Origin of the sequence: Enterococcus sp. DIV0724b (genome assembly GCF_050531475.1) — a bacterium.
Lineage (GTDB): Bacteria > Bacillota > Bacilli > Lactobacillales > Enterococcaceae > Enterococcus_L > Enterococcus_L haemoperoxidus.
Map to the genome: position 1 here is coordinate 1,303,466 of NZ_CP172890.1, position 25,426 is coordinate 1,328,891.

A 25,426-nucleotide genomic window follows, 5' to 3' on the forward strand; every position below is an offset into this window, starting at 1 on the left:
TTATTTCATATTTTTATACGATAATGGGTTTCGTACTGTTGAAAAGTGTTTAAAAAAGCTACGTTTTATATAGATTTTAAGAGAAGAGGATTAGAATGAGCAATTTAGAGAATAAGTTACATCATTTTGTTGGGATAAAAGGTTCTGGGATGAGTTCATTAGCGTTAGTTTTATTTGAAAAAGGGTATCAGGTGCAAGGTTCAGATGTGGAAGAATACTTCTTTACACAACGTGATTTAGAAAAATCTGGTATTACAATTTTACCTTTCAATGCTGACAATATTACGAAAGATATGATTATTATTGCAGGAAATGCATTTCCAGATACACATGAAGAATTAGTTCGTGCCAAAGAATTGGGTGCGGAAATCATTCGATATCATGATTTCATTAGCCGTTTTATCCAACCGTATACAAGCATCGCAGTAACTGGCTCTCATGGGAAGACAAGTACAACAGGATTACTTTCTCATATCTTAACAGGAATTGCGCCAACCAGTTACCTGATTGGTGATGGTACAGGACATGGCGACCCTAATGCTGAGTTTTTTGCTTTTGAGGCTTGTGAATATCGCCGTCATTTTCTTGCTTATTCTCCAGATTATGCAATCATGACGAATATCGATTTTGATCATCCTGATTACTTTAAGAGTATAGAAGATGTATTCTCTGCGTTCCAGAAAATGGCAAAACAAGTTAAAAAAGGAATTTTTGCATATGGGGATGATAAATATTTGCGTATGCTAGAAACGGATGTACCGATTTACTATTATGGTTTAGCAGAGGATGATGATATTCAGGCTAAGAATATCAAAAGAACAACGCAAGGTTCTTCTTTTGATGTTTACCACCATGATGCATTTGTTGGTCATTTTGTTTTACCTGCATTTGGTCAACATAATATCATGAATGCCTTAGGTGTGATTGCAGTAGCCTATTTTGAAAAATTAGATATGAACAAAGTGGCAGAAGAAATGTTGACGTTTGAAGGTGTGAAACGTCGCTTTACTGAGAAAAAAGTTTCTGATATGATCATTGTTGATGATTATGCTCACCATCCAACAGAAATCATTGCAACAATCGATGGTGCACGTCAAAAATATCCAGACAAAGAGATCATTGCTGTCTTTCAACCACATACATTCACTCGTACAATTGCGTTGATGGATGAGTTTGCAGAGGCATTGGATTTGGCGGATGCTGTTTATCTTTGTGATATCTTTGGTTCGGCAAGGGAACAACAAGGCGATGTTAAAATCGAGGATTTAGGCAATAAAATCCAAAAAGGCGGCCAAGTTATCAAAGAAGAGAATGTTTCACCCCTTTTAGATCATGAAAATGCTGTAATGGTCTTTATGGGTGCTGGTGACGTTCAAAAATTTGAGCAAGCATATGAAACTTTATTAAGTAATACAACAAGAAGTGTTTTATAAAATAAAAAATAACATTGAAGAAGCCTCAACAATGCATTTTTATGATTTGTTGAAGCTTCTTCTTTTTAACTTGCCTTTTGTCGTCATTTTGGTACAATTATCTTATCATTAGTGGAGGTGTACTAATTTGAATATCGGAAAACCGAGAAAATTAGGCAAAACCATCGAAGATATTGAGGAAGGCGATTCGCTGTCTTTAACCGAATCAATCGAAGATAAAGATTTACTTCTTTATTTGGGCTTAACAAACGATGCCAATCCCTTATATATCCAACATGATTATGCCCAAAAAACAGAATATGGTAAGCCAATCGTTCCATCGATCATGCTCATGGGAATCATCACGAGTGCAATTTCAAAGCATTTACCAGGACCAGGATCCCATGTTGTCAATTTTTCTGTGAACTTTGTGGAGCCAGTTTTTCATTATGAGACATTGACGTTTCAGTTTGAAGTGATCAAGGTAGATAAGATGAAAGATGTTGTGACGATTTCGATTGAAGCTGTCAATGAAGAAGAAGATCGAGTGCTTGACGCGGTCGTAATGGTACAACCACCCCAAGTAACATTAGCAGATTTAGTGGAGAAAGAAGGAGATATAGATGAATAATGGAGCAGTAGCCAATGTTGGCTTAAATAAGTTTTATTCAAAAATTTACGCATTTTTAGCAATGGGAATTGGTGTTAGTGCACTAGTATCATACCTGATCTTAACCGTTTACCCAGTTGTTTTAGTTACGTTGTTAAACTCATCAGCCTTGTTTTTTGGATTATGGATTTTACAAATTGGTTTAGTTTTATTCCTAGGACTAAAAGCACAAAAGAATCCTAGTTTAGCAGTTAGCGGATTTTTAATTTATTCCATCTTAAATGGTGTAACAATATCTGCGACATTACTAATGTATGCTCAAGCAACTGTTGTGAGTGCTTTTGTGAGTGCTGCTGCAACGTTTGGTGCAATGTCTTTAGTTGGAATGTTTACGAAGAAAGACTTATCAGCAATGGGACATGCAGCGTATAGCGCATTGATCGGAATTATTATTGCAATGGTCATCAATTTCTTTTTCCTACGCAGTAGCGCAGTTTCATTTTTCATTTCTATTTTGATGGTATTGATCTTTGCTGGAATTACAGCGTATGATAATCAAAAAATTCGTCAAGTTTACAATGAAACAGGCGGACAAGCAGGAACAGGGATTGCGGTATTCTTTGCGTTACAATTATACCTTGATTTCATTAACTTGTTCTTAGCGTTCTTACGCATATTTGGTAAAAATAATTAATCAGTTGATTAACATTAGAGCATCCAGAGAAATCTGGGTGCTTTTTTGTTGTGAAAATACATTGTTTATACATTAATATGCATATTTTTTGCTTATTTAAGTATAAAAATCCCTTTTATTGTGATTTTGTGATATAAAATCCATTGACTATCCTTCTGCTTTGATTTATACTTTTATAAAATTAAAGAAATAAAACGCTTTGCTTCACGTAAGTTAATCATGTACAGGATGGTGTTATTGATGGGAAAGTATGAAAACGTACCGAAGGGATTTAAGTTCTATGGAACACATGTTGGGATAAAGAAAAAAAGAAAAGATTTTGGATTGATTGTAGCGGATGAAGTTTGTCATGCTGCGGCAGTTTTTACAAAAAACACATTTTGCGGTGAATGCATACCTATCGGGAAGGATCATGTAAAAAACGCTGAATTGCAAGCAGTTGTAGTGACAAGTGGTATCGCCAATGTTGCAACTGGACAAACGGGAAGAGAAAATGAATACAAGATTTTAGCGCGATTATCTGACAAATTGACGATTTCAAAGGAAAATATTCTGCCTTCTTCAACAGGCGTGATAGGGCCGCAATTGCCAATCGATATTATTGAAGAATATTTAGAAAAAGAAACAATTCATTTAAAAGAGAATTATGAAGATTTTGCCCATGCAATTTTAACAACCGATCAGCGAATCAAGGTTCGTAGTCTAAAAGTCGGGGATGCAACGATTTTAGGAATCGTCAAAGGTTCAGGGATGATCGAACCGAATATGGCGACGATGTTGGCGTATATTTTGACTGATGCAAAAGTGGAGAAACAAGAAATTTATTCTATGTTGAAAATAGCAGTCGATCACTCTTTCAATACAATTAGTATTGATACGGATACAAGCACTAGTGACACAGTCGCATTTTTAGCCAGTAGTCATCATGAAGTTGAGAAAACCGAATTGCAAAAAGCCTTGAATGAAATTTGTAAAGAATTAGCGTTAGATGTTGTAAGAGATGCAGAAGGTGCTACAAAAACGATGTTTGTTACCGTTAAAAATGCTGAAAGTAAAGAACAAGCTAAAAATGCTGGCAAATCAATCATCAACTCACCTTTAGTAAAAACGGCTTTATTTGGACATGATCCTAATTGGGGACGAATCGCAATGGCTCTTGGGAAAACAGAAGGGTTGATTTTTGACCAGAATAAAGTAGAAATTTATTATGGACAGTATCCGATTTTTTCAAATAATAATGAAGAAAAGCAACACATTAACAAAATTGCAACATACATCGAACAAAATGAAGATATTCATTTAACGGTTGATCTACATCAAGGAACAGAAAATTTTGAAGTGATTGGTTGCGATTTAAGTTATGAGTATGTCAAAATAAATAGTGATTATTCGACTTGAGTCTTTTTCTTTGCAGTTAGTCTCTTGAAAAAATGATTGAACGAACCCACCTTATTTCTAAATGTAAAAGTTTTGCTTTCTCCTCTTTTATTTTACGAATGTATGTTCTATAATAAGAACATGATAGGTGGGATCGAACATGCAGAATACGCCAAGAATCGCAGTCCGAAGATTAGTGGAGTTTATTTTACGCAGAGGGAGTATTGACGCTAGACACAGTAGTGAACATACAGCTTTGGAAGGCGCTAAGATCCATCGGAAGCTTCAAAAAACAGCCGGTGAAAATTACCAAAAAGAAATAAAACTTGCTATAAACATAGAATTAAACAAGCAAACTTACATAATTGAAGGTCGTGCAGACGGCATTTTTATTGATGAAAAAAAACGAACTGTAATCGATGAAATTAAAACTTCAGAACCCGCGTTTTCAGAATTATTAGAAGAACAAATAGACATGTTTTGGTATCAAGTGATGTGCTATGGGCATATTTATTGCCAGCAGGAAGAGTTGGATGAAATCACATTACAATTGACCTACTATCAAACAACAACCGAAGAAATCACCCGGCAAGAAAAAGAATTTACTAAAGAAGAGCTAAAAGAATTCTTTGACGAGCTGACACAAAAATATGAACAATGGCTGATTTTTAAAGCTAATTGGCGTAAAATTCGGAATCAATCGTTGCAAAAATTACCTTTTCCATATGGCGATTATCGAGCAGGTCAAAGAGAGTTGGCTGTTGCAGTATATAAAACGATTTTAAGCGATCAAAAACTTTTTGTTGAAGCGCCAACTGGAACGGGAAAAACGATTTCGACTTTATTTCCAACGCTAAAAGCAATTGGGGAAGAACAAGCCGAAAGAGCTTTTTATTTAACGGCTAAAACAATTACGCGACAAGTAGCCGAAGATGCTGTGGAAGCAATGAAAAAAAAGGACATGCAGCTAAAGAGTGTCACCTTAACAGCAAAAGATAAAATATGTTTCTTAACAGAACGGAATTGCACACCAGAAGCATGTCCTTTTGCTAATGGCTATTATGATCGGTTGAATGAAGGCTTATGGGATTTGTTAAACAATGAAAATCAATTTACACGTGAGATCATTGAACACTACGCTCGTAAACATACCTTATGTCCGTTTGAACTATCTCTAGATGTTAGTTTATGGTGTGATTTAGTGATCTGCGATTATAACTATTTATTTGACCCTGTTGTTTATTTAAGACGTTTTTTTGAGGAACAATCAGAAGTGAAAGAAAATATTTTTTTAGTAGATGAAGTCCACAATTTAGTGAATCGTTCACGGGAAATGTATTCGGCGGTTTTGTCTAAAAGTAAGATTTTGGCGCTGAAACAAGTACTGGATAAAAAACAAACCAAGCTGATTAGAGCACTTAACAAAATCGAAAAAGAATTTGAAAGAATCAAACAAGTCTGTGATGAAGAAGGAAAAGAATTTTTACATCAAAATGCGCCGATCGACTCTCTTGTGAAAGTAGCTTATTCACTAGCCGAGAAGATCAAAGAATGGCTTCCAGAAAATCAAGATCATCCTGAGTTGAATCATGTCTTGTCTGTGTATTTTGAGGTATTGAATTATACTAAGATCAGTGAAGGGTATGATGATCATTATTGTACATACGTAAATTGTCAAAATTACGACATCATCGTCAAGCAATTTTGTATCGACCCAAACTATCTTTTGCAGCAAAAGTTAAACAAAGGGAAAGCCAGTGTCTTATTTTCAGCAAGTTTAACGCCATTGGATTATTATCAAGAAATTTTAGGTGGCGGAGAGGAAAGTTTACGTTATCGAATTCCAAGTCCTTTTCCAAAAGAAAACCAATTATTAGTGATTGAAAAGTATATCCAGACGACTTATAAAGAACGTGTGAATAGCTATGAAAAAATCATTGAAAGTCTGACCAACATGATTCAAGCAAAAAAAGGGAATTATTTTGTTTTCTTTCCGTCCTATTCTTACATGGATATAATTTATGAAATGTTCCGAGAAAAAAATCCTCATGTCAAATCCAAGATTCAAGCTAGTATGATGAATGAAGCGGAACGCGAAGCTTTTTTAGCTGATTTTGTGGTAGAACCGACAGAAACATTGGTTGGCTTTTGTGTCTTAGGAGGGATTTTTTCAGAAGGCATCGATTTAAAAGGTAGTCGTTTGATTGGTACGGCAATTGTTGGCGTGGGATTACCGCAAATCAATCATGAGCAAGAGCTGATCAAAGGCTATTATGATCTGGAAAAAAATCAAGGATTTCAATTTGCTTATCAAATTCCTGGCATGAATAAAGTTTTACAGGCAGCTGGTAGAGTGATTAGGGATACAGGGGATAAGGGCATCGTTTTACTTTTGGATCAGCGTTTCTCAACAGCCGCTGTTCAACGTTTTTTTCCGCCTCATTGGAATCAGGTTCAAATTTCTTATTCGCATGAACAAACTAAACAGCTCATACAGGAATTTTGGCAGTTGGATTAAGCAGTTGATGATAGGAAAAAAAAGCTCTTACTGGTATACTAAAACAAGAATTGATATGTAAAAGTGACTCTTTATTTTTAGTGAGTATCATGACTATAAAAAAGCCGACGATCTGAATATCGGCTCTTTTTTGAGCAAAAATTCGTCAGTTTAATTGAATAAAATTATCATAGGGAGATTAAAAATGAAAACAATCCTAGTGTTACATACAGGCGGCACCATATCGATGTCAAAAGAGGCGGATGGAAATGTCACAACAAACAATATGAATCCACTGCTAGACCAAGAAGAATTATTAGCAGGGAAAGTAAATTTAATCGTAGAGCCGATTTTTAATATCCCTTCTCCTCACATGACTTTAGAACGAATGTTGGAATTAAAGGAGCGTATCCAAAAAGCGTATACTGAAGAGATCGATGGCGTCGTAATCACTCATGGAACAGATACATTAGAAGAAACAGCGTATTTTTTAGATATAACATTAGAAAATAAAATTCCTGTTGTATTGACAGGCGCCATGCGTTCAAGTAACGAAATCGGGACAGATGGGTTATATAATTTTATTAGTGCAGTTTGGACGGCTTGTTCAGATGAATCGTTTGGCAAAGGCGTACTGGTTGTGATGAATGATGAAATTCATACAGCTCGTTATGTGACAAAAACCCATACCACAAACGTTGCAACGTTTCGCACACCGACTTTTGGACCGATTGGTATGATTGCTAAGGAACGAACTTTTTTTGCCAGTGAAGTACGCCCACAAGAAATTTGTGATATTGAAGAAGTCACGGGAGAGGTTTATGTAATCAAAGCCTATGCTGGGATGGATGGTAGTTTATTTGATTTAGTGGATAATGACAAAACAGATGGTATTGTGATAGAAGCTTTGGGTGCAGGGAATCTTCCACCTGAGACATTACCTTCACTAGAGCGGCTCTTAGCTAGAAATATCCCAATCGTTTTAGTTTCTCGCTGTTCGAATGGAATTGCTGAAGATATTTATGACTATGAAGGTGGTGGCGTTAATCTAAAGAAAATGGGCATTGTTTTTTCTAGAGGGTTAAATGGACCAAAAGCTCGTATTCGCTTGATTGTTGGTTTAAATAGTGGAAAAGACTCGCAATCCTTATTTGATTTCTTAAGTGAATAGCGAAAAAAGCATAACAAGCTGAGAAACAAAAATGTTTCAGTTTGTTATGCTTTTTATTAACGGAAATTCGTAAATTGTAATTCTACAGGTAAATCTAAATTTCTAAGCAATGTAATTACTTTTTGTAAATCATCACGGCTTTTGCCGGTCACTCTGATTTGGTCTTCTTGAATTTGTGATTTGACTTTAATACCGGAATTTTTGATTGCGACATTGATTTTTTTAGCATTATCACGATCGATTCCACTAATCAAATCACCATATTGACGGGCAGCGCCACCAAGTGCTTTTTCGCTTGTTGAGAAGTGGATATTTTTAATAGGGACCTCACGTTTCACTAACTTACTGAACAAGACATCTTTTACTTGCTCGATTTTATAGTCATCTTCTGCAACTACCACTAACTTATTATTTTCTAACTTTATATCTGCGATCGATCCTTTGAAGTCAAAACGATTTTTGATTTCTTTCAGTGCGATTTGGATCGAATTTTTGACTTCTTCCATATTTATCTCAGATGTTACATCAAAACTAGCTTCTTTTGCTGCCATTGGATAATCTCCTCTCATTATTTCTTACTTTTATAGTACCATTAAATAAGGAAGAAACAAGTAAAAAATGCAAAGATCAGTTGGAGAGTTGAGGAAGGATGGATAAGACTAAAATAATCCTCATTTTCATCTTTTTTTCTTTTCTTTTTTTGAGCAAACTGTTATCCTAATTCGAGGGATTTTATCTAAGAAAGTAAACATAGAAGCTAGATTAAGGACTGAAGGATTTTTATATGAGGGGAAGGTCTTGGATGAGAAAATGGGTTATTTCATATAAACAAAGTGAAACATTGAAGAAGTTTGCTGTTATTTTTGTTACTGGGATTTTAGTAGGGATCAGCTTGAACTTTTTTTTGATACCAGCCAAAGTTTTTTCTGCTGGAATGAATGGTGTTGCCCAAATTATTGCAACGTTATTACACACACATCTTGGGATTACGATTGATACAGGTCTTTTTATTTTGCTATTAAATATTCCAATTTTTGTGTTAGGATTTATGAAACTTGGAAAAGAATCAACGATATACAGTTTTTTAAATGTAGCGTGGGTTTCACTGACAACTATTTTGATTCCAATCGAAGTGATCACAACGAATCCGTTGATGAATGCGATTGCTGGTGGCGTGCTGATTGGGATTGGTGCAGGCTTATCACTTAAAATGGGCTTTACAACAGGTGGAATGGACGTTATTTCATTAGTTCTATCGAAGACGACTGGGAAAACTGTCGGCAATTATATGTTTATGTTGAATGGAATCATTGTGGCAATAGCTGGTTTTGTTTTTGATTGGGAAAGTGCGTTATATACGATTATTTCGATTTATTGTATGACTCAAGTGGTTGATACGATCCATACTAGTCATCAAAAAGTTACTGCGATGATTGTAACAGTTCAGCCTGAAGTTGTGACTCAGGCAATTTCAAAACAGATGATTCGTGGGATGACCTTGCTACCATCGATGGGCGGATATTCTGGCGTTGAAGGACGAATGATCATGATGGTGATCACACGTTACGAACTGTATGATTTGGAGCAAATCGTTTATGAAGTTGATGAAAATGCTTTTATGAATATTATTCCTACGCATTCTGTATTAGGACGATTTGCAAATGAAGATGAACAACGGATCTTTAAAAGTACGGGGAGTTTCCCTGAATTAAAGAAAAATAAGAAAAAGTAAAGAACCTATCTGAGTTGTGAGAACTGATTTCTTGCAATTCAGATGTTTTTTTATTTTTTGAAAGTGTTAGAAAGCTTGATTGATACAAAACGGGGAATGTTTAAATTTGGACTTTGATGGATGATTGATAATTAAAAATACTGCTTTAAAATCAAAAACTTAAAATATATTTTGGATTTATGGGATGAAATCTGCAATAGTTTTTGTTTAAAAAAATAACTTTTTGATATAAAATTAGTTTTGAACAAAAATATCAAGGAGTGATAAAGTGAAAAAGAAAAAGTTAATAAGGGTTGCTTTAGTGATAGTTGGTTTATTACTTGGTGGAGTAACAACAACGGTGAACGCTGAGAAACAAACGAAGCGTATTTATGAATCAGATTATGCATATGTACCAAGTCCTGCTCTAAGAAATGCTTTTGCGGGAGCTACTATTCATCATTTAGAGGAAATGGGAGAAGAAAATAGAGCGAACGATGCTCAAGAACTTTTGGATAATTATGGTTTAATTAAGAAAAGTGATATGAAATATTTGGATGTCGTGGAAACAGAGTTCTTTGACGAAGATACATCCTTAGAAGGGGCACAATATGTTGAAAATGCCAAAGGAGTTTATATAGAATTTGGAAATATTTCTGATTTTCGCCCGTTGTCAAATTTAACTAAAGTAGAAGAACTTGAAATAGGAGTTGGGGGTTCAATACCAGATTTATCAGATTTTTCTAAATTAACTAAAGTTAAAAGGATAAACATACAACTTTATGCTAATAAAAGCGTTATGGGAGAAAAAGGTAGCGGAATTACTAACAACTTGGCATTACTTGATATTTCAGCGCTGAATAACATGCCAAATCTTGAAAATGTACGGATAGAGACTAGAGGTAAGTTGCAACCAATTGTTTTGAAGAAAGGTATGACTAGCTATCAGATGATCGATCCAGTTACTTTATCTAAACAATTCGAAGGAGCAGAAATTCAGTATTTTGCTGGAAGCGTGGAAGATGGAGTTTTAAAATGGACGGACATTGAAAATCCTAATGAAGAAGAGGGTTATGAAGGTGAAGAGTTTCTTGAATTTAGTTGGGAAATCAAGAAAGGTAATTTTTCTTACAAAGGTGACGCAGAAATCCCAATTATCTGGAAATAGACAAATAAACGGAAGTAAGCACAAAGAATACGGGTTTTATAATTTTGTGTTAGTTTGACTTCGATTAACAAATTTCATAATAATTTTTAAAAGAGTGAAGGTATTATTAAATAGCCCTTCCTTCTTTTTTTGGACAAAAAGCAGTAAGTGTCTGCACTTTTGTGAAACTATGGACAAAAGTTTTCTGAAAAAGTCAATTTTAGTAGAAAAGTACTAAAAAGTCTGCTAAAATATAACTGTTGGTTAAGGATAGCCTTAACAAATAAAGTTTTTTTAAAACTTAGGAGGAATTTTATTATGCCATTAGTATCAGGAACAGAATTTCTTAAAGCAGCTCGCAAAGGCGGCTACGGTGTCGGAGGATTCAACACAAACAACCTAGAATGGACAAAAGCGATTCTTGAAGCTGCAGAAGCTAAAAAAGCGCCAGTTTTGATCCAAACTTCTATGGGTGCAGCTAAATACATGGGCGGATACCAAGTATGTTACGATTTAGTAAAAGACTTGATCGATTCAATGGGCATCACTGTACCAGTAGCTCTTCACTTAGACCACGGTGAATATGAAGATGCATTAGAATGTATCGAAATCGGCTACACTTCAGTTATGTTTGACGGATCTCACTTACCATTTGAAGAAAACATCGAAAAAGCAAAAGATGTTGTTGCTAAAGCACACGCTAAAGGCGTTTCTGTAGAATGTGAAGTTGGTTCGATCGGCGGCGAAGAAGACGGAATCATCGGTTCTGGCGAATTAGCTGACGTTCAAGAATGTGTACAAATGGTTGCTACAGGTATTGATTACCTAGCATGCGGAATCGGAAACATCCACGGTTCATACCCAGACAACTGGACTGGATTAGCATTTGACCACTTACAAGAAATCGCTGACGCTGTTGGTGACATTCCATTAGTATTACACGGTGGATCAGGTATTCCTTTAGAACAAGTTCAAAAAGCAATCTCAATGGGCGTTTCTAAAATCAACGTTAACACTGAGTGTCAAGAAGTATTTGCAGCAGCAACTCGTAAATACATCGAAGAAGGCAAAGATCTTGAAGGTAAAGGATTTGACCCTCGTAAATTATTAGCACCAGGAACAAAAGCTGTTACTGAATTAGTAGAACAACGTATCGAATGGTTCGGTTCTGCTAACAAAGCATAATTAATTTTATAATTAATACTAACTGAAACTACAGTAAATCTGTTGTTTCAGTTTTTTTGTTTCCAAAAAGATAGTTTGCATCTGTATTTTTGTTCAAAAATGTTAAAAAAATAAGTTGAAATCATGTAAATGAAGAAAAATAACCTAATGCGAATAACTGTTGGCTTTTTTATTGTTCCTTAATGTGTTAGAATAGTTTGGGTATATTACAAAAAAATAAAACTATTTGTTTTACATAGATAGGTGAGAATAATAAATGAAAAAAATCGTAATCAATGGCAATCGTCCATTAACTGGAGAAGTATCGATCAGCGGAGCAAAAAACAGTGCAGTAGCTTTGATTCCAGCAGCTATTTTGGCTGATTCGCCCGTAACATTAGATGGTGTACCTGATATTCAAGATGTACATTCATTAATTGAAATTTTAGAAATTATGGGTGCTAAAACAACATTTACCGACAATACACTCGTTATCGATCCAACAGAAATCGTTTCCGTTCCGATGCCTAAAGGCAAAATCAATAGTCTTCGTGCTTCCTATTACTTTATGGGCTCATTACTAGGTAAATTTGGTGAAGGAGTCGTTGGACTTCCAGGTGGCTGTTACCTTGGACCGCGTCCAATCGATCTGCATATCAAAGGATTTGAAGCACTTGGTGCTCAAGTAACAAACGAACATGGGGCCATGTATTTAAGAACAGAAGACGGACTTCATGGAACGAGAATCTTTATGGATATGGTTTCGATTGGCGCTACGATCAATGTGATGTTAGCGGCTGTTAAAGCAGAAGGCAAGACAATCATTGAGAATGCAGCTCGCGAGCCAGAAATTATCGATGTTGCAACTTTATTGAATAATATGGGAGCAAACATTCGTGGTGCAGGTACAGATATTATTAGAATCGAAGGCGTTGAAAAATTACACGGCTGCCGTCATTCGATCATTCCTGACCGAATTGAAGCAGGAACTTATTTAGCCTTAGCTGCAGCAATGGGTGAAGGCGTAAAAGTTCGTAATGTGATTTATGAACATCTAGAAAGTTTTATTGCTAAATTACAAGAAATGGGCGTAAAAATGACGATCGAAGAAGATATGATCGAAGTACACCCCTCTCATGATTTAAAAATGACAACAGTTAAAACCTATCCTTATCCAGGTTTTGCGACAGATTTGCAGCAACCGATCACTCCTTTGATGTTAAAAGCCAAAGGTACAGGTGAAGTTATTGATAGCATTTATGCACAACGGACTAAACATATCCCAGAACTTGTGCGAATGGGTGCAGATGCATCGATCGAAGGAAATATGATTGTCATTAATGGCCCGACACAATTACATGGTGCAGAAGTTGTGGCTTCAGATCTTAGAGCTGGTGCTTGTTTGGTAATCGCTGGGTTGATGGCAACTGGCACAACAACAATTTATAATGTTGAATACATTTTACGTGGCTATGACCACATTATTGAAAAATTAACTGCACTTGGTGCGGATATCCAAATGATTGAAACAGAAGAGGAAATCGAGGTGGCTAAATGAGTGACTATTTAACAATGGCGGAGCTTGAGAATAGTACATTAAAAGATATTTATTCCTATGCTAAAGAGTTCAAGATCCCTTATTATAGTCAAATGAATAAAAAAGAGTTATCTTTAGCTGTTATTAGAGCACAAGCTGAGAAACAAGGTTTTTTCTTTATGGAAGGGATTTTGGATATTGTTTCTCAAGACGGCTATGGTTTTTTACGACCAATCAATTATGGACCTAGTGCAGAAGATATCTATATTTCATCTTCTCAAATTCGCCGATTTGGTTTACGTAATGGCGACAAAGTAGCCGGGAAAGCCAGACCTCCAAAAGAATCAGAACGTTATTATGGCTTGATGCATGTTGAAAGTGTCAACGGCAAAGATCCAGAAGAAGCAAAAGAACGTCCACATTTCCCAGCATTAACACCGTTGTACCCCGAAAAACAAATCAAATTAGAAACAACGCCAGGTAGATTATCGACACGCATGATCGATATTTTTTCTCCTGTTGGTTTTGGACAACGAGGACTAATCGTGGCTCCTCCAAAAGCAGGTAAGACAAGCGTGTTGAAAGAAATTGCTAACGGTATTTCAGAAAATTACCCAGATGTAGAATTGATTTTACTGTTGATCGATGAACGTCCAGAAGAAGTGACAGACCTAGAGCGTAGTGTTAAAGGCGATGTAGTTTCTTCAACTTTCGATCAGCAACCACAAAATCATACACGTGTCTCTGAATTAGTCTTGGAGCGTGCAATGCGTTTAGTTGAAGATAAACGAGATGTTGTTATTTTGATGGATAGTATTACGCGTTTAGCTCGCGCTTACAACTTAGTAATTCCAGCAAGCGGTCGTACATTAAGTGGTGGGATCGATCCTGCGGCTTTTTATAAACCTAAGCGCTTCTTTGGTGCTGCTAGAAATATTGAAGAGGGTGGAAGTTTGACGATTCTTGCCACAGCATTAGTGGATACAGGAAGTCGAATGGATGACGTTATTTTCGAAGAATTCAAAGGAACTGGGAATATGGAGCTGCATTTATCTCGTGACTTGGCAGACCGCCGTATTTTCCCTGCAATCGATATCAAAAAATCTGGTACACGTAAAGAAGATTTGCTAATGTCGGCTGAGCAGTTAGAAGAAACTTGGAAGTTGCGTAATCATATGACAGGTGATTCTTTAGAATATACAGAGCAATTCGTTAAGTTTTTACGTAAAACAAAAAATAATCAGAAGTTCTTTGAAGATTTCCATGATGTTTCGTTTGGCAGACAAGCGAAAAAAAATACTAAAAGATAATTGCATCGATAAACGAATCATGCTATTATAGTACTGTTGTATACCGACAAATAAACTCTGATGCAGCAAATGGATCAGGGCAAAGGAGCGAAAAGACTATGAAACAAGATATCCATCCAGAATATCACCCAGTTATTTTTATGGACTCAACTACAGGCTTTAAATTTTTATCAGGTTCTACTAAGCACTCTGATGAAACAGCTGAGTGGGAAGACGGAAACACTTACCCAGTGATTCGTGTCGAAGTAACATCTGATTCTCATCCATTCTATACTGGTCGTCAAAAATTTACACAAGCAGACGGACGTGTGGACCGTTTCAACAAAAAGTATGGTATCAAAGATACCAACGCAAACCCAGAAGGTTAATTCAAACAGCAATGGTTATAAGACCCAACTCATTTATGAGCTGGGTCTTATTTTTTTTACTATTTGAAAATGGCTATAATCTAGTGTTTAAGAAATACTGGTTTTTTACTTAAGGGAAGGGGTTATTAGTATGAATTATTCTTTTATTTTTGTAAACTTTAATGAAGTATTAAGTAACTATTGAGGAGGAGTCGTTATGACTTGGTATAAAATGACAGCGGAGCAAGTGTTAACAGCATTACAATCTAGTCTAAATGGGCTCGACAGATCTGTAAGAAAAGCGAAACAAGAAGAAGGAAGTAACACTCTTTCTAAAGAAAAAGAAGCGAGCAAACTGAAAAAGTTTTTTCATCATTTTCATGATTTGCTCATCTATGTATTGCTTGTATCTGCAGTATTAAAAGGAGTCAGTGGTGATTTTATTGATATGGCGATTATTTTACTGGTGGTTATCATCAATGCAGTTATCGGTTATGTACAAGAAGCAAAAGCTACTGACTCTTTAGATAGTCTTACCTCTATGATGAGCTCGGAAGCGGTTATTTTAATAGAAGGGGAAAAAGAAACAGTCGAAGCTGAATCTTTAGTTACAGGAGATATTGTCTATTTAAGCCCAGGAGATATCGTTCCAGCCGATCTTCGCGTTATTGACGCATATAACTTAGTGATCGATGAAGCTATTTTAACAGGTGAATCAACTCCTGTTGAGAAAAGTAATCGCACTCTTGAAGAAGAGGAAGATTTGGGTGACCATATAAATATGGCTTATTCCGGGACATTGGTCAATAGTGGGACGGGTAAAGGAATCGTTATTCAAATCGGCGATCAAACAGAGATCGGTAAGATCAATCAGCACTTGAAGAACGTAGGGACGAATGAAACACCATTGATCAAAAAGATGAAGCTATTGAATAAACAAATTTTTCTGTTTTTAATGGCGTTGATCCTCTTTCTTGTTGTGTTCAGTTTGTTTTTCCGTGAGTTATCGGCAAGTGAATTACTTTCGTCTATGATTGCTTTAGCAGTTTCAGCTGTGCCAGAGGGGTTACCAGCTGTTTTATCTATTATTTTATCAGTGGGGGTGACACGAATGGCACGCCAGCATGCGATCATCAAGAAAATGCCGGCTGTTGAAACATTAGGTAGCATGGGAGTTATCTGTTCTGATAAAACAGGAACGCTAACCAAAAACGAAATGGCAGTTGTCGCACTCGTTACTGCGAAAGAAACAATTGATACAACTTTAGAAGAAGTAGAAGTAGCTTCTATTCGGCAGGTGGAAAAAGATGAATCTGTAAGAAAAATGGCAGAAATTGCTTCTTATTGTAACGATACCAAAATCACTTATAAAAACGGTGTAAGGGAAGTGATTGGTAATCCAACAGAAGGTGCTTTGCTAGACTGGGCTAATCATACTGCACTTGTTGAAGAAGAACACGATATTAGCAAAATTCCATTCGATTCATCATACAAGTACATGGCTACACTAGTCGAGATTCAAGATAAACGTTATATTTATTTGAAAGGTGCGCCAGATGTTCTATTGAATATGGTGGACTATCAGTTAGCTGATGAAAGTACCGAAACGTTTGAAGAAGGATATTGGCAGCAAAAAATTAGCCAACAAGCTACCAAAGGACAACGGATTTTAGCAGCAGCTTTTAAAGAAGTAACGAAAGCTCAAACAACTCTTGCTCATGAAGATCTACAAAGTGGGATGATTATTGCTGGATTATTCGGCATTATCGATCCGCCAAAAAAAGAAGCGATCGAAGCAGTTCGAAACAGTCGCAAAGCGGGAATTTCAGTAAAAATGATTACAGGAGATCATAAAGATACTGCGGTGGCAATAGCGAAAGAAATTGGCCTTGAAAATTATAATAATGCCTTAGTAGGAAAAGATATTGAACAGCTTAGTGACGATGAACTAGCAGATATTGTTTTAACCAATGATGTCTATGCTAGGACAACGCCTGAGCATAAATTGCGCTTAGTTCACGCAATTCAAAAAAATGGGCAAATCGTCGGGATGACAGGGGATGGAGTTAATGATGCACCAGCATTGAAACAAGCAGATATCGGTATCGCTATGGGAATCAAAGGGACTGAAGTGACCAAAGCTGCAGCAGATATGGTTTTAGCAGATGATAATTTTGCAACTATCACCTTAGCAATCAAAGAAGGTAGGCGCGTTTATGAAAACTTGAAAAAAACAATTTACTTTTCTTTGCCGACGGCTTTTGCACAAGGGTTATTAGTAGTTGTTTCCTTATTATTAGATAGACCGCTACCGTTGACCTCTGTACAGATTTTATGGCTGAATATGGTGACCACGATTACGTTATCCTTTGCATTAGGTTTTGAGCCATTGGCAAAAAATGGAATGGAGCAACCTCCACGTAATCCTAGGGAAAATATTTTAGATAGATATGCTGTTTTCCGTATCGTTTACGTGTCTCTTTTATTAGCCGCTTTAGGTTTTCTCGTTAATGGATTCTTAGAAGGGCGTAATGCGTCTGAAGCTGTTATGCAGACGACATTGATTACGACGATTGTGTTTGGTCAAGTTTTTTATATGATCAATTGCCGGGAAATTTACCAGTTTTCGATTAATAAAAGTATACTTTCAAATAAAGTTTTATGGTTGTCACTACTGATTTTATTTATTTTACAAGCATTGTTGATAGTTACACCAATCATGCATCTAGCATTAGGAACAGCCGTTATTGGTTGGCCTTATATAAAATTGGCGTTACTTTCAGGAATTGTTGTATTCATAGTCGTAGAGTTTGAAAAACAAATAACACGAAAGTTGAAAAGGTTATAGTATTTAATAAAAAAATGACGAGGTATTCCGTTCTGTTTATTCGAAATGGAATACCTCGTTTTTTATCGAATCAAAAAAGATTCACGTTGCTAAAAGAGAAACGCATTTATTTCATTAAGTGCAACTTGACAAAAATATTGTAAACTTAAACAAAAGTAGTTTAAAATGAGCGTTGAAGAAAAAAATACCGTCAAAGATGATAGAATAGTATTAGTTCACTGTGTTGGAAAATCGATTTCAAACGGAAGAGAGATGAAAGTATTGAAAATCAGCAATCAAAAATTTGGAGAAAAGGCTATTTTGTATTCGCTTACGAACGATAATGGTTTGACAATGAATGTCACAGACTTAGGCGCCAGAATCGTTGATTTGATCGTACCAGTTAATGAAGAAAAGCGTAATATTGTGTTAGGTTTTGAGACTGGGGAAGAATATCTGGCTAAAGATATGTATTTTGGGGCAACGATCGGACGTGTTGCTGGAAGAATCAAGCATGGTTCGTTCTCAATTAATGACCAAAACTATCAATTACCCGTTTCTCCCGAAAATGGCCATACGTTGCATGGTGGGGCTGAAAGTTTTGAGGCAAAGATTTGGGAAGTTGAAATAGAAGAAAAAAGTAACCATATTTCTGTGGCATTTTCTTATGTGAGTTCAGATGGAGAAAATGGTTTTCCAGGAGAGTTAAAAGCTCATGTAACGTACACATTAACAAACGAAAATGAATGGATCATCGATTATCAAGCTGAAACAGATCAACCAACGTTATATAATCCAACAAATCATGTCTATTTTAATTTGACAGGTGATGTTACACAATCAGTTGGTGAGCACGGGTTATTTGTGGATGCAGACCGATTTGCAGTGGTAGACAGTGATACAACTGTTACGGGTGAATTACGCTCTGTTAAGGAGACTCCTTTCGATTTTAGAAAATCAAAGAGCATGAATCAAGTTTTTGAAACTAGTTATGATCAAAACACTTTGGTCAATGGGTTGGATCATCCATTTATGTTGAATCAAACTGGTTTTAATAAACCACAGGCAATTATTACGGCACCAAAAAAAGATCTTTCCGTTGAGATGTATACTGATCAACCAGCTGTAGTCATTTTCACAGCGCAGTTTGGTGAAACTGGCCCCGTGGTTCGAGGTAAGAAATTAGTCAATCATGGTGGACTCACGTTAGAGACTCAGGTTAGTCCTGGAGCCATTGAATTTGAAGACTTTGGGGAGATTATTTTGTATCCAGAAAACGCATATAAAAGTCGCACAATTTTTAAAATCAATTGAATCAAAATATAGGATCATAGATAAGACAATTGAGTGTGCAAAGATGAAGGAAAAATTTTAGGCAGTATCGAAGCTGGCGGCACAAAATTTGTATGTGTTATTAGGAATAATGATCTATACATTATTGAAAAAGTAAGTTTTCCTAAAAAAAGTGAAGACAATGGCGTTAGTAATTGCGCCAGATGTGATGATTTTTGGTGGTGGCGTGATGAAACGGTGTCATATGCTAGAAAAAATTTGTCGTGAATTTGAAAAATTGTTCTAATGGTTTTGTGAAAACACCACCATTAGAACAATATATTGTGATGCCAAAATTAGAAGATGATCCAGGGACGATTGGTTGACTGGCATAAGCTAAAAAAGAAATGGAAAACAACTAAACAATAAGCAATCAAGAAATGTATGTTATCTTGTTTTCTATTGTTTACTTCTAGATAAATATATGGTTTATTTTAAACGTTCGTCATGCATCAACTGAATTTGTATCCCAAATGGATCTTCTAAAATTCCATACGCACCACTAAAAATATTTTGATTCAGCGGTACGATGATTTTAACTCGATCATCTGACGTTAGATTAGAATAAAAAGTTTGAATTTCAGTTAAATCGGCACTTTGAATACACAAAGAAAAATTATTGCCGACTGTATAGAGTTGGCTAGAATCCATTGCATCTTCAGCAATCATAATTTTAGTCTGACCGATTCTTAAAACCGAATGAGAAATCAACTGTTTATTTTCCTCTGTTAATTGAAAGGTCTCGTCTCTTTTTGCCATATCCTCATACGTTACGACGAGTAATTCTTCAGCACCTAGATGCTTTTTATAAAAAGTTAAAGCCTCCCAAGCACGTCCGTTCATGGATAAAAATACCGCAATTTCTAAAGTCATATCAATTCCTCATTTCTTTTATTTTCTTTCCACTTTTAGTATACTTTTTAAAGGTATCAAAACATGATACTTTTAGGAGGGGTTATGAAAAAAGCAGAACGAATAAATGATATGATTCTTTTTTTAGCTGATAAAAATAGTTTCAATTTAAAAGAACTGATAGAACGATATAGTATTTCAAAAAGCACCGCATTAAGAGATATACAGTCTCTTGAAGAAATTGGTTTGCCGATTTATTCGGAACTTGGAAGATATGGCAAGTATCAGCTATTAGATACCCGAATAGTGGCTCCTGGGTTGTTTACGAAAGGTGAAATTTATGCTCTTTATTTTGCTTTGCTAACACTAAAAGGCTATCGATCTACTCCTTTTAACATGGAAAGTAGCACCCTTGAATTAAAATATAGTCAGGTTTTACCAGAGAAATTACAGCAAGAGCTTTTGTTAATGCGCAGAATCATCATGCTTGAACAAGTCAACCATAGTAATGCGAGTCAGTATTTAAAAGAAATCGTTGAAGGAATCCTTCATGAAAAAGTTTTTAACGTTCAGTATGCAAAAGAACAAGAAATCGTGTCGATCAAGGCTCAATTTGTACAGCTTTCATCTAAGTTTGGTCAATGGTATGCTAGAATTTGGAATAATGAAACACAACAAATTCGTGTCATTCGTTGCGATAAAATCATGTCACTTGAAGAAGAAAACACCCAAGCGGCGTTATCACTTGAAACACTGCTAGAAAAAGCCAAAACCTTTTATCAAAGCGAAAAAAAACTGTCATTTTCAATCAAAGTTAATGAAAAAGGCAAAGATATTTTCTCTAAGGAAAATTACCCCTCAATGTCAATCCAAGCATCTGAGGGAAATTATCTCATTAATGGTTATTATCATAAGACAGAAGAGGAATTTATTACGGATTATTTCCTTCGTTTTGGAACAGCCATTATACAAATAGAGCCAATTCAACTTAAGGAAAGTCTATTAAAAAAAGCGTCATCTCTTGCTGAATATTTGTATCAGTTATAACGTTTTGTAAAGTGACAAATGACATAAAAGATGTTAAAATGAAATTCACTTACAAAAAGTAAGCGTATTGATAGATAACTTATTTAAAAAAAATGGAAAAGGAGGAGTAAAAATGCATTATCTATTTGAAAAAGGTGCTTCGTATGGGAAAAAATTATTATTACTTCACGGAACTGGCGGTGATGAAACGTCATTAGTGGAGATTGCTCGCTATTTAGATGAAGAAGCAACAGTATTGTCTTTTCGTGGGACAATTCAAGAATCGGGGATGAATCGATTTTTTAAACGCAATGGATTAAATCAGTTTGACTTAGTTAGTCTGGAAGAAGAAAGTGACCGACTCATTCAGATGATCTTATCAGTTAGTGAGAAAAAAGGGATCCAGTTAGAAGAATGGGTCATTGTTGGTTATTCAAATGGGGCAAATATTGCAGCTCATATCTTATTAGAGCGCCATTTTGCTATTAAACAAGCAATTTTACTTCATCCAATGTCCTTAGGCGTTGATAGCCAGAATTTTCCACTTTCAGATAAAAAAATCTGGCTATCCGTGAGTGAAAATGATCCCATCGTATCTAAGGAAGCGTCAGATCAATTGATTCAACAATTAAAAAATAGGCAGGCGACGGTTACCATTATGCCCACTAATTCAGGTCATCAAATAACCATGGATGAAATCAATCAAGCAAAACGGTGGTTGAGTGAGCGCTAAAGTATTCAGTGATAAAAAACAAAGCGAATCGTTTGTAGCATGTCAAAAATGATGCTATGCTAGTTATGTAATATAAATTAACTAGGAGGTTTTTCACATGGCAGATTTAAATGGACGCGTAAATGATGCAAAAGACAAAGTTGAAGGAACAGCTAAAGAAGTTCAAGGTAAAGTAACAGATGATAAAGGCAAAGAACTTGAAGGCAAAGCGCAATCAGCTTTTGGCGATGTAAAAGACAAAGCTCGTGATGCCGGTGATGATATCAAAGATGGCGCTGAAAAACTTGGCGACAAAATCAAAGAAGGTTTTGAAGATATCAAAGAAAAATTCCATAAACATGATGATAAATAAATGAACTATAAAAAAACAGCAGATGCGGAAAAATGCATCTGCTGTTTTTTTAATTCTTTAATAACTCTTTCAACACGGGCATATCATGAACTTCATATTTTTCTTTAAATACATTGATTTCATTTTCGCTGAATTTTTCAGGGTCTAAGACCAGTTCCTCAACAGGTAAAGGTCGGGTATTTCGGATTTTCACATCAATTACAACTGGACGTGTGCTTTTTCTAGCCGCTTCAAAAGCTGGTTCCAATTGGCTATATTCTGTAATGGTAAAACCTTGGGCGCCAAGCGCTTCGCCAGCTTTTCCAAAGTCAGCTCCTTCTAAATATACTCCAAATTTCTTTTGCTCACTATCTTCTTGTTCTGCTTCAATAAAACCAAAAGAGTCATTTGAAAACACAACATTGATAATAGGTAGTTTGTATTTTACTTGGGTGATGATATCTTGCATGACCATGGCAAACGCACCGTCACCGCTTAAGGTGAATACTTGGCGATAAGGGTAACTAAGTTGGGCAGCAATTCCACCTGGTACACCATTGCCCATCGTAGCAAACCATCCAGACGTTGTAAATTTTTGTTTGCCGTTCATATCTAAAAGACGAATCGCATGAATTGTTGTGTTCCCGACATCTGTTACAAAAATTGCATCTTCATCTGCTATTCTACGAATTTCTTTAAAAACAGGTTCTACGCGAAGTGGTTTATCAGTTTTATCATCGAAACTTCTTAACCATGCAATCCAATTTTCTTTATTTTTTTGATTGGCTTTTAGCCATCTATCTACTGGCCGAGAACTGCCTAAATCAACCATTCGCTTCAATGATTCTTTGGCATCTCCTAAGATTGCGACATCTGTTTTATGTCTACGTCCTAACTTTGTCGAATCAATATCGATTTGAACGAATTTAGCATCAGGGTTAAAGAAATACGCTGCAAAAGGAAAGTCACTGCCGGCAAATATGATCAAATCCGTTTCTGCTAAGGCTTCATTGGCAGGTTTGGTTGCGACACGAGCGGCAAAACCAAGAAAGTTTTCATAAGCATCTGGAACAATTCCTTTTCCTAGAACAGCTGAAATAACGGGCATTGAAAAGTGTTCAGAGAACGTTCTGATTTCTGGCCAAGCATTACGTGTCCCTTGGCCAATATAAAGAATCGGCTTTTCGGCTGCTTCGATTAGAGGAATCGCTTTTTTAAGGTCATCATAATTTGGCATGAGCAATCCCTGTTGATGGTTCTTAGCGGTCGAAACATCTAATAGAGGGATTTCTTTTGTGCCGAAATCAACGGGAATTGTTACAACTGCAACCCCTTTGTTTTTATAGGCTGCTTTGATCGCTTCATCTACGACATGAGGTAAACTTTCTGGTGTCATAACTGTTCGGTTATAGACACTTACATCAGCAAACATTGGGTTTTCGTTTAATTCTTGGAAAGAGTTGTAGTTCATCGAATTTGTAGCGACTTGTCCCAAGAGTGCCAAGACTGGGACGTGATCCATTTGTGCATCATATAATCCATTGATCAAATGTGTAGCCCCAGGACCTGCTGAGCCAAAAGCCACCCCTATTTTTCCAGTTAATTTAGCATCTGCGGCTGCAGCTAAAGCACCGACTTCTTCATGACGAACTTGAATATAAGTGATTTTTTCTTTTTCTTTGTACAAAGCATTCATGGTGGAATTAAAAGATCCGCCAGGAATGCCATAAATATGATCGATATCCCAACTTTCCAATACTTTGATCATAGCAACGGCAGCATTGATTGTTTCTGTCATTTGGCTCACTCCATTTCTAAAAGTACCTTCTATATCAAGTATACTCTTTCTCCATTTTTGTACCAACTGAAAGCATTTTTTACTTTAGGCGTGGTCATAAAATCATTGATATGATAAAGTTAAGCTAAGAAAAGTATTTTGGAAAGATGAGGTGTTTGTAATTACTAATTGGCTGTTATCTTTAGAAGCTTGGCAGCAAGCATTGGTAGGGACAGGGTTCACTTATTTTATGACAGCATTGGGGGCTGGACTGGTTTTCTTCTTCAAAGAAATCAAAAAAGATGTTCTAAATATGATGCTCGGTTTTGCATCTGGTGTGATGATCGCTGCAAGTTTTTGGTCTTTGTTAGATCCCGCAATCAAACAGGCAGAAGAAAATGGCAACATAGCTTGGCTTGTTGTTAGTTTTGGTTTTGGTTTGGGAGGATTGTTTTTGTATATTGCAGATAAAACGTTGCCACACATGCATTTTGGGCCAAATCATGAAAAAGAAGGTTTGCCAAGTCATTTAAAACGGACGATTTTGTTGGTTTTTTCTATTACTTTACATAATATTCCTGAAGGTTTAGCAGTAGGAGTGGCGTTTGGTGCAGCAAATTCAGCTGATGATCCGCAAAAAGCAGTATTAGCAGCGATTTCTGTAGCTTTAGGGATTGGAATACAAAATTTCCCAGAAGGAGCAGCTGTGTCGATTCCATTAAGACAAGAAAATCTAAGCCGAAAGAAAGCATTTCTCTACGGGCAAGCTTCAGGGATCGTTGAACCGATTGCTGGGATCATTGGAGCAGTTCTAGTGACAAAAGTTACATTGCTTTTGCCATATGCGTTAGCATTTGCAGCAGGTGCGATGATTTATGTAGTTGTGGAAGAATTGATTCCAGAAGCACAGCAGACAGTGACCAGTAAACGACATTTTGCTGTTTTTGGTGTGATGCTTGGCTTTATTATCATGATGATTTTAGATGTTGCTTTAGGATAAATAAAAGACCAAACCTGCATTATACGGAGGTTTGGTCTTTGTTTCAATTTTTTATAAAATACGTTCAAAAGGATCTAAACTAATGCCTTTTTCCAACACAATCTTCGCATATTCCTGTGCGGAAAATAAAGAATGGTCTTTATAGTTTCCACATTCCTTAGCGGAAACCGCAGGAACAAAATCTGTTTCAACAATAAAGTTCAAGACTTTCACTAAAGCATCACGAATTTCTTTTGGTGAATGCTCGTTCCACATAATCATGTAAAAACCAGTACGACAACCCATAGGGGAAATATCGATGATTCCTTCTAAGTGATCACGTAAATTTACTGCTAATAAATGTTCTAATGTATGAACAGCAGCTGTAGGTAATTCGTCTTCATTTGGCTGTAAGAAACGAAGATCATATTTTTCAATCAAGGCTTCACCATTTTTTTCAGTACCCGCTAAACGAACATAAGGGGCTTTAACTGTATTATGATCTAATTCAAAACTTTCAACACGTGCCATATTATTCACTCCTTCACATTAAGTAAATGTCGCTTTTAACTATAACAAAATACCTTAAAAA

22 protein-coding genes and 1 pseudogene are annotated in these 25,426 nt (G+C 36.1%); 19 read left to right on the forward strand and 4 right to left on the reverse strand.

Annotated features, from left to right (window positions below):
• The first annotated feature begins 95 nt into the window (after positions 1-95).
• From murC to IGJ02_RS06060, 6 genes are all read left to right on the forward strand, one after another.
• Positions 96-1,433: a UDP-N-acetylmuramate--L-alanine ligase gene (murC, locus tag IGJ02_RS06035; RefSeq protein WP_430603637.1), complete on the forward strand. Its 1,338-nt coding sequence runs from the start codon at positions 96-98 to the stop codon at positions 1,431-1,433.
• Positions 1,434-1,560: 127 nt separating this feature from the next.
• Entirely contained in the window at positions 1,561-2,043 is a 483-nt protein-coding gene (locus tag IGJ02_RS06040) for a MaoC family dehydratase (RefSeq protein ID WP_010760925.1), read from the forward strand.
• Positions 2,036-2,716: a Bax inhibitor-1/YccA family protein gene (locus tag IGJ02_RS06045; RefSeq protein ID WP_010760926.1), complete on the forward strand. Its 681-nt coding sequence runs from the start codon at positions 2,036-2,038 to the stop codon at positions 2,714-2,716. Before IGJ02_RS06040 ends, IGJ02_RS06045 begins: the two co-directional genes overlap by 8 nt.
• Positions 2,717-2,956: 240 nt before the next feature.
• Positions 2,957-4,114, forward strand: a complete 1,158-nt coding sequence (argJ, locus tag IGJ02_RS06050) for a bifunctional glutamate N-acetyltransferase/amino-acid acetyltransferase ArgJ (protein WP_010760927.1) — start codon at positions 2,957-2,959, stop codon at positions 4,112-4,114.
• A gap of 139 nt (positions 4,115-4,253) precedes the next feature.
• Positions 4,254-6,611: an ATP-dependent DNA helicase gene (locus tag IGJ02_RS06055; RefSeq protein WP_430603639.1), complete on the forward strand. Its 2,358-nt coding sequence runs from the start codon at positions 4,254-4,256 to the stop codon at positions 6,609-6,611.
• Positions 6,612-6,795: 184 nt separating this feature from the next.
• Positions 6,796-7,761: an asparaginase gene (locus tag IGJ02_RS06060; RefSeq protein ID WP_010760929.1), complete on the forward strand. Its 966-nt coding sequence runs from the start codon at positions 6,796-6,798 to the stop codon at positions 7,759-7,761.
• 56 nt (positions 7,762-7,817) lie between these two features.
• Here IGJ02_RS06060 and IGJ02_RS06065 read toward each other — a convergent pair whose 3' ends face one another.
• Positions 7,818-8,312, reverse strand: coding sequence for a YajQ family cyclic di-GMP-binding protein (locus IGJ02_RS06065; protein WP_010760930.1), 495 nt, complete (start codon positions 8,310-8,312; stop codon positions 7,818-7,820).
• A gap of 251 nt (positions 8,313-8,563) precedes the next feature.
• Between IGJ02_RS06065 and IGJ02_RS06070 the strand changes: the two genes are divergently transcribed.
• The 9 genes and pseudogenes from IGJ02_RS06070 to IGJ02_RS06110 all read left to right on the forward strand — a co-directional run.
• Positions 8,564-9,493, forward strand: coding sequence for a YitT family protein (locus tag IGJ02_RS06070; RefSeq protein WP_430603640.1), 930 nt, complete (start codon positions 8,564-8,566; stop codon positions 9,491-9,493).
• Between the two features lie 268 nt (positions 9,494-9,761).
• A complete protein-coding gene (locus tag IGJ02_RS06075; protein WP_010760932.1) occupies positions 9,762-10,640 on the forward strand; it encodes a hypothetical protein in 879 nt (292 codons plus the stop codon).
• A gap of 297 nt (positions 10,641-10,937) precedes the next feature.
• Positions 10,938-11,804 carry a class II fructose-bisphosphate aldolase gene (locus IGJ02_RS06080; RefSeq protein ID WP_010760933.1) on the forward strand — a complete coding sequence of 289 codons (867 nt, stop codon included), beginning with the start codon at positions 10,938-10,940 and terminating at the stop codon, positions 11,802-11,804.
• A 256-nt stretch (positions 11,805-12,060) separates the two neighbouring features.
• On the forward strand, positions 12,061-13,341 hold the full coding sequence (locus IGJ02_RS06085) for a UDP-N-acetylglucosamine 1-carboxyvinyltransferase (protein WP_430603641.1): 1,281 nt from the start codon (positions 12,061-12,063) through the stop codon (positions 13,339-13,341).
• Positions 13,338-14,630, forward strand: a complete 1,293-nt coding sequence (rho, locus tag IGJ02_RS06090) for a transcription termination factor Rho (RefSeq protein ID WP_010760935.1) — start codon at positions 13,338-13,340, stop codon at positions 14,628-14,630. Before IGJ02_RS06085 ends, rho begins: the two co-directional genes overlap by 4 nt.
• A gap of 98 nt (positions 14,631-14,728) precedes the next feature.
• The gene (locus tag IGJ02_RS06095; RefSeq protein ID WP_010760936.1) at positions 14,729-14,998 is read left to right on the forward strand and encodes a type B 50S ribosomal protein L31; all 270 of its coding nucleotides are present in this window, start codon (positions 14,729-14,731) and stop codon (positions 14,996-14,998) included.
• Between the two features lie 196 nt (positions 14,999-15,194).
• Entirely contained in the window at positions 15,195-17,825 is a 2,631-nt protein-coding gene (locus tag IGJ02_RS06100) for an HAD-IC family P-type ATPase (RefSeq protein ID WP_430603643.1), read from the forward strand.
• A gap of 252 nt (positions 17,826-18,077) precedes the next feature.
• Positions 18,078-19,118: a galactose-1-epimerase gene (locus IGJ02_RS06105; RefSeq protein WP_430604074.1), complete on the forward strand. Its 1,041-nt coding sequence runs from the start codon at positions 18,078-18,080 to the stop codon at positions 19,116-19,118.
• Between the two features lie 54 nt (positions 19,119-19,172).
• Positions 19,173-19,262: pseudogene (locus IGJ02_RS06110) on the forward strand (fructokinase); the annotation flags it as partial.
• Between the two features lie 303 nt (positions 19,263-19,565).
• Here IGJ02_RS06110 and IGJ02_RS06115 read toward each other — a convergent pair.
• Positions 19,566-20,009 (reverse strand): VOC family protein, encoded by a 444-nt coding sequence (locus IGJ02_RS06115; protein ID WP_430603645.1) that lies wholly within the window; start codon positions 20,007-20,009, stop codon positions 19,566-19,568.
• An 84-nt stretch (positions 20,010-20,093) separates the two neighbouring features.
• Here IGJ02_RS06115 and IGJ02_RS06120 point away from each other — a divergent pair, with 84 nt between their 5' ends.
• From IGJ02_RS06120 to IGJ02_RS06130, 3 genes are all read left to right on the forward strand, one after another.
• Positions 20,094-21,035, forward strand: coding sequence for a helix-turn-helix transcriptional regulator (locus IGJ02_RS06120; RefSeq protein ID WP_430603646.1), 942 nt, complete (start codon positions 20,094-20,096; stop codon positions 21,033-21,035).
• A 112-nt stretch (positions 21,036-21,147) separates the two neighbouring features.
• Positions 21,148-21,747: an alpha/beta hydrolase gene (locus IGJ02_RS06125; RefSeq protein WP_430603647.1), complete on the forward strand. Its 600-nt coding sequence runs from the start codon at positions 21,148-21,150 to the stop codon at positions 21,745-21,747.
• A 97-nt stretch (positions 21,748-21,844) separates the two neighbouring features.
• Positions 21,845-22,099, forward strand: coding sequence for a CsbD family protein (locus IGJ02_RS06130; RefSeq protein ID WP_010760943.1), 255 nt, complete (start codon positions 21,845-21,847; stop codon positions 22,097-22,099).
• 49 nt (positions 22,100-22,148) lie between these two features.
• On the opposite strand, the gene spxB is transcribed toward IGJ02_RS06130, so the two are convergent.
• Positions 22,149-23,876 carry a pyruvate oxidase gene (gene spxB / locus IGJ02_RS06135; RefSeq protein ID WP_010760944.1) on the reverse strand — a complete coding sequence of 576 codons (1,728 nt, stop codon included), beginning with the start codon at positions 23,874-23,876 and terminating at the stop codon, positions 22,149-22,151.
• A 160-nt stretch (positions 23,877-24,036) separates the two neighbouring features.
• On the opposite strand from spxB, the gene IGJ02_RS06140 reads away from it, so the two are divergent.
• The gene (locus tag IGJ02_RS06140; protein WP_430604075.1) at positions 24,037-24,855 is read left to right on the forward strand and encodes a ZIP family metal transporter; all 819 of its coding nucleotides are present in this window, start codon (positions 24,037-24,039) and stop codon (positions 24,853-24,855) included.
• Positions 24,856-24,906: 51 nt separating this feature from the next.
• On the opposite strand, the gene IGJ02_RS06145 is transcribed toward IGJ02_RS06140, so the two are convergent.
• The gene (locus IGJ02_RS06145; protein ID WP_010760946.1) at positions 24,907-25,365 is read right to left on the reverse strand and encodes an S-ribosylhomocysteine lyase; all 459 of its coding nucleotides are present in this window, start codon (positions 25,363-25,365) and stop codon (positions 24,907-24,909) included.
• Between the last annotated feature and the right edge of the window lie 61 nt (positions 25,366-25,426).

What these genes read in the sequence shown, in the direction of transcription:
- IGJ02_RS06065 (WP_010760930.1), bottom strand. Translation starts at nt 8,312, where the DNA reads ATGGCAGCAAAAGAAGCTAGTTTTGATGTAACATCTGAGATAAATATG.
- IGJ02_RS06060 (WP_010760929.1), top strand. Translation starts at nt 6,796, where the DNA reads ATGAAAACAATCCTAGTGTTACATACAGGCGGCACCATATCGATGTCA.
- IGJ02_RS06095 (WP_010760936.1), top strand. Translation starts at nt 14,729, where the DNA reads ATGAAACAAGATATCCATCCAGAATATCACCCAGTTATTTTTATGGAC.
- rho (WP_010760935.1), top strand. Translation starts at nt 13,338, where the DNA reads ATGAGTGACTATTTAACAATGGCGGAGCTTGAGAATAGTACATTAAAA.
- IGJ02_RS06145 (WP_010760946.1), bottom strand. Translation starts at nt 25,365, where the DNA reads ATGGCACGTGTTGAAAGTTTTGAATTAGATCATAATACAGTTAAAGCC.
- IGJ02_RS06070 (WP_430603640.1), top strand. Translation starts at nt 8,564, where the DNA reads ATGAGAAAATGGGTTATTTCATATAAACAAAGTGAAACATTGAAGAAG.
- IGJ02_RS06045 (WP_010760926.1), top strand. Translation starts at nt 2,036, where the DNA reads ATGAATAATGGAGCAGTAGCCAATGTTGGCTTAAATAAGTTTTATTCA.
- IGJ02_RS06100 (WP_430603643.1), top strand. Translation starts at nt 15,195, where the DNA reads ATGACTTGGTATAAAATGACAGCGGAGCAAGTGTTAACAGCATTACAA.
- IGJ02_RS06120 (WP_430603646.1), top strand. Translation starts at nt 20,094, where the DNA reads ATGAAAAAAGCAGAACGAATAAATGATATGATTCTTTTTTTAGCTGAT.
- IGJ02_RS06125 (WP_430603647.1), top strand. Translation starts at nt 21,148, where the DNA reads ATGCATTATCTATTTGAAAAAGGTGCTTCGTATGGGAAAAAATTATTA.
- IGJ02_RS06080 (WP_010760933.1), top strand. Translation starts at nt 10,938, where the DNA reads ATGCCATTAGTATCAGGAACAGAATTTCTTAAAGCAGCTCGCAAAGGC.
- IGJ02_RS06115 (WP_430603645.1), bottom strand. Translation starts at nt 20,009, where the DNA reads ATGACTTTAGAAATTGCGGTATTTTTATCCATGAACGGACGTGCTTGG.
- IGJ02_RS06055 (WP_430603639.1), top strand. Translation starts at nt 4,254, where the DNA reads ATGCAGAATACGCCAAGAATCGCAGTCCGAAGATTAGTGGAGTTTATT.
- spxB (WP_010760944.1), bottom strand. Translation starts at nt 23,876, where the DNA reads ATGACAGAAACAATCAATGCTGCCGTTGCTATGATCAAAGTATTGGAA.
- IGJ02_RS06085 (WP_430603641.1), top strand. Translation starts at nt 12,061, where the DNA reads ATGAAAAAAATCGTAATCAATGGCAATCGTCCATTAACTGGAGAAGTA.
- IGJ02_RS06105 (WP_430604074.1), top strand. Translation starts at nt 18,078, where the DNA reads ATGAAAGTATTGAAAATCAGCAATCAAAAATTTGGAGAAAAGGCTATT.
- IGJ02_RS06130 (WP_010760943.1), top strand. Translation starts at nt 21,845, where the DNA reads ATGGCAGATTTAAATGGACGCGTAAATGATGCAAAAGACAAAGTTGAA.
- murC (WP_430603637.1), top strand. Translation starts at nt 96, where the DNA reads ATGAGCAATTTAGAGAATAAGTTACATCATTTTGTTGGGATAAAAGGT.
- argJ (WP_010760927.1), top strand. Translation starts at nt 2,957, where the DNA reads ATGGGAAAGTATGAAAACGTACCGAAGGGATTTAAGTTCTATGGAACA.